At 64.7% G+C, this 12,714-nt stretch carries 13 protein-coding genes; 9 read left to right on the top strand and 4 right to left on the bottom strand.

Features of this window, described 5'->3' with window-relative positions; translation table 11 throughout:
* Window positions 1-178: 178 nt before the first annotated feature.
* Window positions 179-373, bottom strand: coding sequence for an RNA-binding protein (locus ACVWW6_RS29710; protein ID WP_231166472.1), 195 nt, complete (start codon window positions 371-373; stop codon window positions 179-181).
* A gap of 1,071 nt (window positions 374-1,444) precedes the next feature.
* On the opposite strand from ACVWW6_RS29710, the gene ACVWW6_RS29705 reads away from it, so the two are divergent.
* Window positions 1,445-1,639, top strand: coding sequence for a hypothetical protein (locus ACVWW6_RS29705; protein ID WP_060912286.1), 195 nt, complete (start codon window positions 1,445-1,447; stop codon window positions 1,637-1,639).
* A gap of 31 nt (window positions 1,640-1,670) precedes the next feature.
* Here the strand turns inward: ACVWW6_RS29705 and ACVWW6_RS29700 are convergent, their stop codons facing one another.
* Both ACVWW6_RS29700 and ACVWW6_RS29695 read right to left on the bottom strand, forming a co-directional pair.
* A complete protein-coding gene (locus tag ACVWW6_RS29700; RefSeq protein WP_028171331.1) occupies window positions 1,671-2,069 on the bottom strand; it encodes a hypothetical protein in 399 nt (132 codons plus the stop codon).
* A gap of 154 nt (window positions 2,070-2,223) precedes the next feature.
* On the bottom strand, window positions 2,224-3,396 hold the full coding sequence (locus tag ACVWW6_RS29695; RefSeq protein ID WP_456681834.1) for an OpgC domain-containing protein: 1,173 nt from the start codon (window positions 3,394-3,396) through the stop codon (window positions 2,224-2,226).
* A 257-nt stretch (window positions 3,397-3,653) separates the two neighbouring features.
* Here ACVWW6_RS29695 and ACVWW6_RS29690 point away from each other — a divergent pair, with 257 nt between their 5' ends.
* The 4 genes from ACVWW6_RS29690 to ACVWW6_RS29675 all read left to right on the top strand — a co-directional run bounded on the left by ACVWW6_RS29690 (window position 3,654) and on the right by ACVWW6_RS29675 (window position 5,615).
* The gene (locus tag ACVWW6_RS29690) at window positions 3,654-3,959 is read left to right on the top strand and encodes an ETC complex I subunit (RefSeq protein ID WP_456681833.1); all 306 of its coding nucleotides are present in this window, start codon (window positions 3,654-3,656) and stop codon (window positions 3,957-3,959) included.
* Window positions 3,960-4,232: 273 nt separating this feature from the next.
* Window positions 4,233-4,724: an Lrp/AsnC family transcriptional regulator gene (locus ACVWW6_RS29685; protein WP_028171333.1), complete on the top strand. Its 492-nt coding sequence runs from the start codon at window positions 4,233-4,235 to the stop codon at window positions 4,722-4,724.
* A gap of 52 nt (window positions 4,725-4,776) precedes the next feature.
* Entirely contained in the window at window positions 4,777-5,139 is a 363-nt protein-coding gene (locus ACVWW6_RS29680) for a DUF1428 domain-containing protein (protein ID WP_456681832.1), read from the top strand.
* A 185-nt stretch (window positions 5,140-5,324) separates the two neighbouring features.
* Window positions 5,325-5,615, top strand: coding sequence for a DUF3551 domain-containing protein (locus ACVWW6_RS29675; RefSeq protein WP_161534999.1), 291 nt, complete (start codon window positions 5,325-5,327; stop codon window positions 5,613-5,615).
* Between the two features lie 101 nt (window positions 5,616-5,716).
* Here the strand turns inward: ACVWW6_RS29675 and ACVWW6_RS29670 are convergent, their stop codons facing one another.
* Entirely contained in the window at window positions 5,717-6,745 is a 1,029-nt protein-coding gene (locus tag ACVWW6_RS29670; RefSeq protein ID WP_304553225.1) for an AraC family transcriptional regulator, read from the bottom strand.
* A 147-nt stretch (window positions 6,746-6,892) separates the two neighbouring features.
* Between ACVWW6_RS29670 and ACVWW6_RS29665 the strand changes: the two genes are divergently transcribed.
* The 4 genes from ACVWW6_RS29665 (at window position 6,893) to ACVWW6_RS29650 (ending at window position 12,633) form a co-directional block, all read left to right on the top strand.
* Window positions 6,893-8,020, top strand: coding sequence for an isovaleryl-CoA dehydrogenase (locus ACVWW6_RS29665; protein WP_304553801.1), 1,128 nt, complete (start codon window positions 6,893-6,895; stop codon window positions 8,018-8,020).
* Window positions 8,021-8,095: 75 nt separating this feature from the next.
* Window positions 8,096-9,700 (top strand): carboxyl transferase domain-containing protein, encoded by a 1,605-nt coding sequence (locus ACVWW6_RS29660; RefSeq protein WP_161534997.1) that lies wholly within the window; start codon window positions 8,096-8,098, stop codon window positions 9,698-9,700.
* A 4-nt stretch (window positions 9,701-9,704) separates the two neighbouring features.
* On the top strand, window positions 9,705-11,720 hold the full coding sequence (locus tag ACVWW6_RS29655) for an acetyl/propionyl/methylcrotonyl-CoA carboxylase subunit alpha (RefSeq protein WP_456681831.1): 2,016 nt from the start codon (window positions 9,705-9,707) through the stop codon (window positions 11,718-11,720).
* Between the two features lies 1 nt (window position 11,721).
* Window positions 11,722-12,633: a hydroxymethylglutaryl-CoA lyase gene (locus ACVWW6_RS29650; RefSeq protein WP_456681830.1), complete on the top strand. Its 912-nt coding sequence runs from the start codon at window positions 11,722-11,724 to the stop codon at window positions 12,631-12,633.
* The last annotated feature ends 81 nt before the right edge of the window (window positions 12,634-12,714 follow it).

Genomic DNA, 12,714 nt, shown 5'->3' with positions numbered 1-12,714 from the left:
CGGACTGCCAGAATCGCAGGGAGGTTTAGGAGGCGGTCAGGCCGGGTTTGGGGTCACTATCAGAATCGCCTTCAACGATTCCAATGGGTTGAGGTTGGTTCGAATCCAGCTGCCCCGACCAGTCCCGAGGTCGAATCTCCTTCATTTCCTTCGAAATTTCGACTCGCGGATCCCGGGCTCAGAACAACAGCCAATCGGCGAGACGCCAGGCGATCCAGGCGAGGGCGCAGATCCAGCCCAGCATGACGATCCCGGCGACGCCGAGTCCGCAGAGTGCGAACAGCGAGTCTCCGGGCTCCGGCGCCTCGGAGAGTTTCTCGGTCGTATCGATCTGGCTCACAGCATCCCCCTTGCCTTGCGGCCCGTTGTTCATTGGTCTCTTCTCGCTCGACGAAATTCACCGACCGGGCTCCAGCTCACACGGACGTGAGACGCGATGACCGTCCGTCCATGGCGGGCGCGCGCTGATCGTTGGCGCTCGCCAGGACCCCGGACGGATGGGAAGAAGCTGCAACGCGCCGCGCGGCGATTGGTTGCGGCCGTCCGGCGCGGAACATGCGTGCCGGATCGAACTTTCTCACGCGGCCAGCGCCTGCTTTGCAGACCCGGCGCGTTCGGCCTGAAGCCCTCGCGCTCGTTGCTTGCGCAGCCCGACTTCCGCGCGATTTTTCAAGGCATTGGCGCGGTCGGCCCGACGCAGAATTACCAAAGATTCATCGAACCTTTGGCTGTCGCCATGGACATATGGATGTTGGGGATTTCAGCGCCCAATGCCTAACGGACGCCGCCAAGCGATAATACTCCGCTTGCGCGGCGTTGCGCTTTTCAAACGTCTTTTTTGCAGGCGTCGCGATCTTCAGACGTCGCGTTCTTCAGAATTGCCCAATCAGCTCGAGGCGTGCCAGCCGGGCGGAAACGGCACGAACGGCCAGACCATCTGGTTGTCGTTGGCGGCCCTTGGCGGTTCGTGAGCCGACGTCCTGACGGCCGGGACAGGCGGCGTCGATCGCACCGCCAAGCGCAGACATGCACACTGCAAATTCATTGTGGTCGCCCCAGCCAGTATGTCTTTTTTCAAAACGTCCGAGTCTTAAACCTTCGAGTCTTCAAAACTTCCGAGTCTTCTTCAAAATCCAAGTCGTCTTCAAATTCCAAGCTCTTTAAAAACGCGACGTCAGCTCAAATTGAATCGCGGGTCCCGAAAACGGCGCACTCACTCTCAAATCATGCATGCATTGTAGAAAAACCGGCGCCGGCTTTCAACCAGCCCGGCCACCAGTTCGCGACTGGTAAGGTTGATGGGTTAGGTTAAGGGCGAGCGGTTGTTGCGGCCACTTTGGCGATCGTTATCAGATCGGTGCCGGCTCGCGATGGGCTGCCTGGAATTCGTGCTCACACAAGATCACAGTTCGTCGCGGCGCGCGTATCCTGTGAGTTCTGTGTCATGTCTTTCGATCGCAACTTAAAAACGGCCAGCCCGCAGTCGAGCTGGACCGAAATCTGGCACCTCTGGACCGTGATCGTGCCGCGCCGCTCGATCAACGGGCAGCTCGTTTACGGCAAGGTCTGGCGCCGGCACGACGGCCGCGACTGGATCTACAAGAAATTCACCGAGTTCGACGGCGAAGAAGCGGCCTGAAGCGATGCGATCGTGAATCGTCATCCCGCTTTCAGGTTGGTGCCTGCACGCGCGGCAGCGGCAATTTGAAGTGACGTTTCGCGTAAGCGACGATCTCGTTGTCGGAAGGATGGTCGGCCGTTTCCACTGCGGCAATCCGCTTGGCGACATCTGGCGCGTTGGCGCGGATGTGGCTGGCGAGCTCGGTCTTCGCGTTGGCCGGGCCGATGATCAGGACTTCGCCGGCATCGGCGAGGGCTTTGGTCACCTCAGCGTAGAACGTCTTGTCAGGCGCGGCATGGCCGCTGCCGATCTCATTGGCCTTGTGATGGAGATGACGCGTTGCCAGATGCGGATGCAGCGTGATTTCGTCGGAGCCGCTCAGGCCGAGATGGAAGATCCGGGCCTGCGTGTGGTCGATCCATACAATGGCGTGAAAATGAGAGGGCATGTGCTTGGCCTTGTCCGGGAGGAAGCGCCGACGTCGGTGCGGCGGCGCGAGTCGCGGCGACACTAGGTCGGCTGACGCCGGCCCTGGTTGACGCAGGTCAATCCAATCCCGGACGAACCACCGACAGCGGCGTCGGAACGGCGGACGTCCCGGCTCAGGCGGCCTTTGCCGCGGCCGCCGGCTTGGGCGGCGGGGGCTTCAGCGGCTTGTCCTGCCGCTTCGACCACGAGATGTAATACGCCACCGTCGTCATGATCGCGATGCCGGCGATGCTGACGAAGAGCTGCGCGAACAGCGAGCCCGAGCTCATCGACAGCTCGAAATGGCCGACGAAGGACAGGAACACGCCGACGCAGAACACCGCGAGCGATTGCTGGCCGCAGACGATCAGGGGATCGAACACCTTCCATTCCAGGCCCGGCCAGTCCTTCGGCACGAAGCGGATCACCAGGATCACGATCACGACGAAATGGATGAAGCGGTACGGCGCAAGGTTGGTCTTGTCGTTGGGGTTGAAGGCCGAGAACAGCCATTCCGGGAACATGCCGCCGATGGCGGGGAAGCGGCCGGCCATGGTCATGACCAGTGCGAACAGGAGATAGCCGAGGCAGAGCCACAGCGTGATCGGCGAATTGATCAGCGTCATCGAGCGCCGCGCCCCGCCCATCGCGCACCAGGCGCCGAACACGAACAGCACCTGCCAGGCATATGGATTGAAGTACCACTGGCCAGCCGGATAGGCGGTCAGGTTCCAGCCGAAATGGCGCGCGGCGAGCCACAGCACGATCGACAGCACCATCGTCAAATCGGGCTTGCGCAGCATGAACCACAGCACCGGCGGAAACAGTCCCATCAGCACGATGTAGAGCGGCAGCACGTCGAGATTGAGCGGCTTGAAGCGCAGGAACAGGCCCTGGCGCAGCGTCTCGGTGGCGTTGTCGACGAGGCCGGCGACGTTGAACTCGTTGATCATATCTGAATCGCCGAAGCGCAGCGCCAGATAGCTGATCGAGGCGATGTAGATCACGAACAGGATGATGTGGGCGACGTAGAGCTGCCAGACCCGCTTGGTCAGGCGCGTGGCGCCGACGATGAAGCCGCGCTCCAGCATCATGCGCGCATAGACGAAGGAGGCAGTGTAGCCGGAGATGAAGACGAACAGGTCGGCCGCGTCGGAAAAGCCGTAATTGCGCGTCGTGATCCAGTTCACGACGTTGTCAGGGATGTGGTCGAGGAAGATCGCCCAGTTGGCGACGCCGCGAAACAGGTCGAGCCGGAGGTCACGGCCTTTTTCAGGGAGCGTGGCGTTGATGTTCAGGAAGGCCATGCGACGGGAGCTCTCGGAGGGGATAGATGCGCTGATGTCGGCGAGGCAGTGCGGCCGGGCTGAATCCCGGCGCGGAAGGCGGGTACGGAATTGTCACGGTGCAGCATAATGACTATACCGTCGGTAAGGGTGACCGGGGGGCCGGAATCACCGATCAGTTCCCGATCGGTGTCTCTATACTATCCCTGAGGTTTCCACCAACTGCCACCCTGACGCATCGAAATCGAACGAAAAGACGAAAAGGCCCGGACCACCCCATGACCGCACGCATTTTCAAGCCCGCCAAGAACGCGATGCAATCCGGCCGGTCCAAGCCCCGGGAATGGCAGCTCGACTACGAGCCGGAGCAGCCGCGTGCGGTCGAGCCGCTGATGGGCTGGACCTCGTCCGGCGACATGAAGCAGCAGATCACGCTGCGCTTCGACAGCAAGGAAGAGGCGGTCGCCTATTGCGAGCGCAAGGGCATCGCCTACCAGGTCATCGAGCCCCAGGATTCGATCCGCCGGCCGGTCGCCTATGCCGACAATTTCTCGTTCCGGCGCGGCGAGCCCTGGACGCATTGAGGGGGCAGGTGGCTGCTCCGACTTCATACGACGTGACGTACTCGTCATGCCCGGGCTTGTCCCGGGCATCCACGTTTTGGGCCGCGTGAAAGAGCGTGGATGGCCGGGACATAGGCGAGCGGAAGCGACGCCGTCCTTCAGACGGCTATGCCCGGCCATGACGGTGGGGCGGTATTCCCCCGAACTCGATAGCGCCGCGCCCTTGGCTCTTGGCACCAATTCCGCCTCATGCTTCGCTGGTCCCGGCATCACGGGATCAGGGCGAGGTGGGGGATGGCCGGGCGTGACCAGCTCGACGGCGTCGATCTGAAGATCTTATCCGAGCTGCAGCAGGACGGGCGGGTGCGCAACAACGAGCTGGCGCTGCGCGTCGGCGTGTCCGCGCCCAACTGCCTGCGGCGGTTGAAATCGCTGTTCAGCCGCGGCGTGATCCGGGCGGTGCGCGCCGTCATCGACGAGCGGCTGCTCGGCTATGAGGTGGTGTCGTTCGTCTCGATCCAGCTCGGCAGCCAGGCCCAGCCGGTGCTGGAGGCGTTCGAGGGCTCGATCGCTGCGATCCCGCGCATCCAGCAGTGCTGGCGGATTTCGGGCGAGACCGATTATCTCTTGAAATGCGTCGCGCCGAGCGTCGAGAGCATGCGCCAGCAGCTGCTGCATTTCGCCGCGATGCCCGACGTGAAGAACGTCCGCAGCTTTCCGGTGCTGGGCGTCGCGAAGGACGTGCCGCTGCCGTTGCAGGAGGTTGCGGCGGCGGCGGCGGGATAGGAGATCGCTCCGCCGGTGTGAGGCTCACAGAGACTGCGAAGGAGCTGAAATCATGTATATCGCAGGCTTCGTCAATCCGGTGCCGGAGGACAAGATGGAGGCCTATCGCCGATGGGCCGAGAACGGGGCGGCGCTGTTCAGGGAATACGGGTGTCTGGAGATCGTCGAGTCCTGGGAGGACAACGTCCCCAGTGGCACGCACACCGACTTTCGCCGCGCCGTGAATGCGAAGGACGGCGAGAAGATCGTCTTCACCTGGCAGGTCTGGCCCGACAAGGCAACGCTCGAGGCCGCCGAAGCCGGGATGGGCGACGACAAGCGATTTGAGGCTGCGGGCGACATTCCGTTCGACCCGAAGCGTCTGATCCTGGGCTGCTTCAGGCCGATCCACGTCATGGGGCGCCAGGACCGGTAAGGGCGTCGTAGCGGAACTATATATCTTAGTAACTCACATAAGTTTGACATGTGATTTGCGAAGCCCTGCAATGCGCCGGATCGTGATTGTCGGTCCCTGCGCGCTGCCTAGATGCAGGGTGTGAGCCTCAGCCTGCATCGCACGCTGGGGATGCTTTTGTGGGACCCTTAGCAGGAAAAGACATCATGACATCGACTTCGAAGACGATCGCAGCGTCTGCTGCGGCGCTGTGTGCGTCTGCGTTTTTTGTTCTGTCGGCACCGGCTGCGAAGGCCGACGATTACTGCATCACCAACGGCGCCCAGGCCGCTCACGGCTGCGGTTATCCGACGATGGAAGCCTGCCGGCAGGCGGCAGGCGGCATCGGCGGCTCGTGCTCGCAGGCCGGCGGCGCGAAGACCACCAACGACGCGCTCGCCTTCCAGCCGAAGCAGACGCAGTCGCGCACCAAGCCTCGTTCGGGCGCGCAAAACTAACGCCTGACGTCGAGACCGGATCCGGGACATTGCGGCCTCCGAGAGTGATCTCGGAGGCCGTTAACTTATGACAAGCAGACAACAATGCGCTTCGGCGCGCATCAGCGATACCTTCCGCGAAACTCGCGCGGTGAGGCGCCGGTCCAGCTGCGGAAGGCGCGGGAAAAACTCTTCTCGTTGCGGAAGCCGGCGATCTCCGCGATCCGCTTGATCGGGGTGCGGCCGCGCATCAACTCCTGCTTGGCGAGCTCGAATTTTGTCTCTTCCTTCAGATCGCGCAGCGAGGTCGCTTCCTCGCGCAGGCGCCGGTGCATGGTGCGGGTGGAGAGCGCCAGCTCGCTTGCGACATCCTCGGCGCCGAGACTGCGTCCGCGCGCATTGCGCAGCACGCGGCGCACGCGCTCGACCAGCAGCCGGTCGCGCCGATAGGGCAGCACGGTCAGCCGCAGCGCGCCCTTGAGCATGCTGTCGAGATCGGCCGGGCTGCGGGTCAGCGGCAGTGAAAGATAGTGCTTGTCGAACACGATGCGGGCGCCATCCGCATCAAAGCTCAAATGCCTGCAGAAGATCGTCGGATAGACCGAGACGTGGTCCGGCTCGGAATAGGGAAACTCGGCCGCACGCAGCGCGATCGCGGAATCGACGGCCCAGCAGGAGAAGCCGAGGACATAGCGGAGCAGGGTGACGAGGCAGAATTCGCGCAAGGGGCCGAGATCGCGCTGCTCGCGAAGCGAGATGGTCGCGGTCTCATCACCAAGCGAGAGCTCGAACAGCACGTCCTCGGTTAGCAGGCGATGATGCCGGCACCAGCGCTTTAGCGCGACTTCGAGATTGGGGGCCGTGATCGAGGCGCGGCACAGCATGCCATAGGTTCCCCAAGGCAGCCGGCGCGAGAACCAGCCTAGCGCCTCGTCGTCGAGCTCGCGCATGGCGTGGCCGGCCAGCGCCTCGAACTGGGCCGCCGTCACCCGTCCGTCCTGGGATCGAACGAGATCCTCGGTGACCTGCCCCTTGCCCAAAGCCTCGGCCGGATCCCGCCCGTAAACGGCATAAGCGGCAACCACACCGCGGACGAAGGCGGCTGGGGTCATGGCGCGGCGGGGCGTCGCGGTTGCGGCTTGGAACGGCATGAAAAATCCTCGCCAAAGTTGGCGGAAAATGCAACCTTTTCGACCGCCAGGACGCCCGGGCGGGGGTAGGTTCGGACCCGACAAGAATACGGAGGAATCGCCTTGAACATCCCGAGCATCGATTTCGATCTGGGCGAAGACATCAGCATGCTGCGCGACACGTTGCGCGCCTTCGTGGAGGCGGAGATCGCCCCGCGCGCCGCCGAGATCGAGAAGGCCAACCTGTTCCCGGCGGATCTCTGGAAGCGCCTTGGCGACCTCGGCCTGCTCGGCATGACGGCACCGGAGCAATATGGCGGCTCCAACATGGGCTATCTCGCCCATATCGTCGCCATGGAGGAGATTTCGCGCGGGTCGGCAGCCGTGGGCCTGTCCTACGGCGCGCATTCCAACCTCTGCGTCAACCAGATCCGCCGCAACGGCAACGACGCGCAGCGCGAGCGCTATCTGCCAAAACTGATCTCCGGCGAGTATGTCGGCGCGCTGGCGATGTCCGAGCCCGGCGCCGGCTCCGACGTCGTCTCGATGAAGCTGCGTGCCGACAAGCGCGGCGACCGCTACGTGCTAAACGGCTCGAAAATGTGGATCACCAATGGCGGCGACGCGGACGTGCTGGTCGTCTACGCCAAGACCGATCCGGAGGCCGGCCCGCGCGGCATGACTGCCTTCCTCGTCGAGAAGGGCTTCAAGGGATTTACCCACGGCCAGCATCTCGACAAGCTCGGCATGCGCGGCTCCAACACCTATCCCTTGTTCTTCGACGAATGCGAGGTGCCGGCGGAGAACGTGCTTGGCAAGGTGGGCGAGGGTGTCAAGGTGCTGATGTCAGGCCTCGACTATGAGCGCGCGGTGCTCTCCGGCGGTCCGCTCGGCATCATGGCCGCCTGCATGGACGCGGTCGTGCCCTACATGCACGAGCGCAAGCAGTTCGGCCAGCCGATCGGCGACTTCCAGCTGATGCAGGGCAAGCTCGCCGACATGTATTCGACCTGGCAGGCGACCCGCGCCTATGTCTACGCGGTCGGGCGCGCCTGCGACCGTGCCAATCACGCGCGCACCCTGCGCAAGGATGCCGCGGCTGCGATCCTCTATTCCGCAGAGAAGGCGACGTGGATGGCGGGCGAGGCGATCCAGGCGCTCGGCGGCGTCGGCTACACATCCGAATTTCCGGTCGGACGGCTGTGGCGCGACGCCAAGCTGTACGAGATCGGCGCCGGCACCTCGGAGGTTCGCCGCATGCTGATCGGCCGCGAGCTGATGGCCGAGACGGCGTAGGTCCGGCGCACTTGGAATTGCCGCGGTCCCACCTGGCCGCGGCCTCTCACCAGATCACCAGAAACGCGGGACAACATGCCGCTCCATTCCAGCATCGATCCGTCGTCGTCAGACTTTGCGCGCAATTCCGAGGCCATGCGCTCCCTCGTCGCTGACTTGCGCGAAAAGCTCAGCCAGGTCGCCGGCGGCGGCGGCGAGGCCTCGCGCAACCGCCACACCTCGCGCGGCAAGATGCTGGCGCGCGAGCGCGTTGACCTCTTGGTCGATCCCGGGACCTCGTTCCTGGAGCTGTCGCCGCTGGCGGCCTACGGCCTCTATGGCGGCGACGTGCATTCGGCGAGCGTCGTCACCGGGGTGGGGCGCATCTCGGGCCGCGAATGCGTGATCGTCGCCAACGACGCTACCATCAAGGGCGGCACCTATTATCCGATGACCGTGAAGAAGCATCTGCGCGCGCAGGACATCGCGCGGCAGAACAATCTTCCCTGCGTCTACATGGTCGATTCCGGCGGCGCCTTCCTGCCGCTCCAGGACGAGATCTTTCCGGACGAGCGCCACTTCGGCCGCATCTTCTACAACCAGGCGCAGATGTCGTCGCAAGGCATCCCGCAGGTCGCGATCGTGATGGGGTCCTGCACCGCCGGCGGCGCCTATGTGCCGGCCATGTCGGACGAGAGCATCATCGTGCGCAACCAGGGCACCATCTTCCTCGGCGGCCCGCCGCTGGTGAAGGCGGCGACCGGCGAGGTGGTGACCGCGGAGGAGCTCGGCGGCGCCGACGTGCATTCGCGGCAATCAGGTGTGACCGATCACTACGCGCAGAACGACGCCCACGCGATCGGCATCGCCCGTCGCATCGTCGGCACCCTGAAGCCGTCGAGCCGGCCGAACCTCAACATGCATCCGCCGCGCGATCCGCTGTTCGCGGCCGAGGAGATCTACGGCGTGGTGCCGGTCGATGGCCGCAAGCCGTTCGACGTGCGCGACATCATCGCGCGCGTCGTGGACGGGTCGGAATTCGACGAGTTCAAGAAACTCTACGGCACGACGCTGGTGTGCGGCTTCGCCCATATCTGGGGCTATCCGGTCGGCATCATCGCCAACAACGGCATCCTGTTCAGCGAGAGTTCGTTGAAGGGGGCGCATTTCATCGAGCTGTGCTGCCAGCGCGGCATTCCGCTGGTGTTCCTGCAGAACATCACCGGCTTCATGGTCGGCAAGAAGTACGAGGCCGGCGGCATCGCGCGCGACGGCGCCAAGCTGGTCACTGCGGTCGCGACGGCGTCGGTGCCGAAATTCACCGTGGTGATCGGCGGCTCCTATGGCGCCGGCAATTACGGCATGTGCGGCCGCGCCTACTCACCGCGCTTTCTCTGGATGTGGCCGAACGCGCGCATCTCGGTGATGGGCGGCGAGCAGGCCTCGATGGTGCTGAGCCAGGTCCGGCGCGACAATATCGAGGCCAAGGGCGATAGCTGGTCCAAGGACGAGGAAGACAAGTTCCGCGAGCCCATCCGCGCGCAATATGAGAGCCAGGGCCATCCGTACTACGCGACCGCGCGTCTGTGGGACGACGGCGTGATCGACCCGGCCGACACCAGGCTCGTGCTCGGGCTTGGCCTCTCGGCGGCGTCGAATGCGCCGATCGAACCGACGAAATTCGGCCTGTTCAGGATGTGATGCGATGGACCGCTCAAAGCTCTACCGCCGTTTTCGCACCCTCCTGATCGCCAACCGCGGCGAGATCGCCTGCCGCGTCATTCGCACCGCCCGCGCCATGGGCCTGCGCACAGTCGCGGTCTATTCCGAGGCCGACCGCGACGCGATGCATGTCGCGCTCGCCGACGAGGCCATACTGCTCGGCCCCGCGCGGGCGCGTGACAGTTATCTCAATGTCGAGCGTCTGATCGAAGCCGCGCGAAAGACCGGGGCGGAGGCCGTGCATCCCGGCTACGGCTTCCTGTCGGAGAATGCCGAGTTTGCGCATGCCTGCCTCGACGCGGGGCTGGTCTTCGTGGGGCCGACCGCCGGGATGATGACGGCGATGGGCTCGAAGTCCGGCTCGAAAGCGCTGATGGAGAAGGCGGGCGTGCCGCTGGTGCCCGGCTATCACGGCGAGGCCCAGGACGAGGCGACGCTGGCGAAGGCCGCGAACCAGATCGGCTTCCCGATCCTGGTGAAAGCGTCCGCCGGCGGCGGTGGCCGCGGCATGCGGATCGTGCGCTCGGCGGCCGAGCTCGGGCCCGCGATCGTCAGCGCCAAGCGCGAGGCCAAGGCCGCGTTCGGCGACGACCGCATGCTGATCGAGAAATATGTCGACAATCCCCGCCACATCGAGGTGCAGATCATCGGCGACAGCCACGGCAATCTGCTCTCGCTGTTCGAGCGCGAATGCACGCTGCAGCGCCGGCACCAGAAGGTAATCGAGGAAGCGCCGTCGCCGACCCTCAATGCGGCACAGCGCGAGACGGTCTGCGCCGCGGCGCGGAAGGCGGCGGGCGCGGTGAACTATGTCGGCGCCGGCACCATCGAGTTCGTCTCCGACGGCAAGGACGTGTTCTTCATCGAGATGAACACGCGTCTCCAGGTCGAGCATCCCGTGACCGAGCTGGTCACCGGGATCGACCTCGTCGAATGGCAGCTGCGCGTCGCCTTCGGCGAGGCGCTGCCGCTGAAGCAGGACGAGATCCGCCTCAACGGGCACGCGGTCGAGGCGCGTGTCTACGCCGAAAATCCGACCAAGAACTTCATGCCGTCGGTCGGAAAGATCTCGACCTGGCGGCTGCCCGCGGAGACCGGCGGCCTGCGCATCGACGCGGGCTATCGCGAGGGCGACAGCGTCTCGCCGTATTACGATGCGATGCTCGCAAAGATGATCGCCTGGGCACCGACCCGGGATGTCGCGATCGAGCGGCTGAACCGCGGACTGGAGGACTCCGACGTTCGCGGCATCGTCACCAATATCCCGTTCCTGTCGGCGCTGATCACGCATCAAAAAGTGCGGGCGAATGCGATCGACACCGGCTTCATCGAGCGCGAGCTGGCGGTGCTGACGCAGGCTACGCCTGCGCCCGGCGAGCTCGAGCTCTGCGCCGCGGTCGCCGCGATCGTGAACCACGAACGGCAGGCCGCGCAGGCCGAGGCGAATTCGCCCTGGCAGACGTTCGGCTGGATGCCGGTCGGCCGCCGTCAGCGCAGCTTTGCCTTCCGCGTCGGACATGGTGTCGGACATGGGCCCGAGCAGAAGATCACCCTCAACTACGGCAGCGGGCCGTCGACGCTGGTCATCGGCGAGCGCGAGCTGGCATTCGCGATCGCGCCGCGCGATGGCGGCTTCGATCTGACGCTCGACGGCGTCAAATCCCAGGTCGCCGCCGTGATCGACGGCCATGAGCTCTATTTGCGCACGCGCCACGGCCGCTTCGACCTGCATTGGGTCGATCCGTTCGGCGGCGAGACCGAGGAGCAGGCAGGCGCGGACAAGATCGCGGCACCCTTGCCGGGCACGGTCGTCGCGGTGCTGGCCGAGGAGGGCGCAACGCTGGAGAAGGGCGCGCCGATCCTCACCCTCGAAGTGATGAAGATGGAGCAGACCCTGCGGGCGCCCTATGCCGGCGTGCTGACGTCGATCAAGTGCAAGGTCGGCGACATCGTGCAGGAGGGCGTCGAGCTCGCCGTGCTCGAGCCTTCGGGAGAATGAGATGAGCGAGCCCGTCCGCATCATCGAGATGGGGCCACGCGACGGCCTCCAGAACGAGAAGACGCCCGTGAGCGTCGAGGCCCGCATCGCCTTCGTCGAGGCGCTGGTCGGAGCCGGTCTCAATACGGTCGAGGTCGGCGCCTTCGTGTCGCCCAAGGCGATCCCGCAAATGGCAAGCTCCGATGCCGTGCTGCGCGGCGTGAGCCATATAACGGGTGCCGAATTCCACGTGTTGGTGCCGAACGAGAAGGGCTATGACGCCGCCCGCGCCGCGGGCGCGAGGGTGGTCTCGGTGTTCGCGGCAGCCTCCGAAGGCTTTTCGCGGGCCAACATCAACTGCACGGTCGCGGAGTCGATCGAACGGTTCAAGCCGGTGCTGGCGCGCGCCAAGACCGACGGCATCAAGGTGCGCGGCTACATTTCCTGCGTGCTGGGCTGTCCGTTCGACGGCGAGATCAAGCCGAAGGCGGTGGCCGATCTTGCTAGCACGCTGTGGGACCTCGGCTGCTACGAGATCTCGCTCGGCGACACCATCGGCGTCGGCACCCCGGCCAAGGCGAAGGAAATGCTGCGCGCCGTCAGCGCCGACATCCCCGCCGCCAATCTCGCGATGCACTTTCATGACACCTACGGCCAGGCGCTCGCCAACCTCTATGCCGGGCTGGAGCAGGGCGTCCGCGTCATCGATGCCGCCGCCGGCGGCCTCGGCGGCTGCCCCTACGCCCCCGGCGCGACCGGCAATGTCGCGACCGAGGATGTCGTCTACATGCTCGAAGGCATGGGCATCAGCACCGGCGTCGACATGGAGAAGCTGTTGGCGGCGACGAACGAGATGAGCGGCGTGCTGGGCAAGCCGCCCATGAGCCGCGTGGCGTCCGCGCTGAATGCGAAGAAGAAGCGAACTACGTCCTAATTTTCGTAGGGTGGGCAAAGGCGCATGGCGCCGTGCCCACCATCTCTCCGCGATCGAATTTGGAAATGGTGGGCACGCTTT

The organism is Bradyrhizobium sp. USDA 3311 (genome assembly GCF_054062495.1).
The sequence above is the reverse complement of the archived record's forward strand: the minus strand, read 5'-3'. Positions and strand labels throughout refer to the sequence as shown.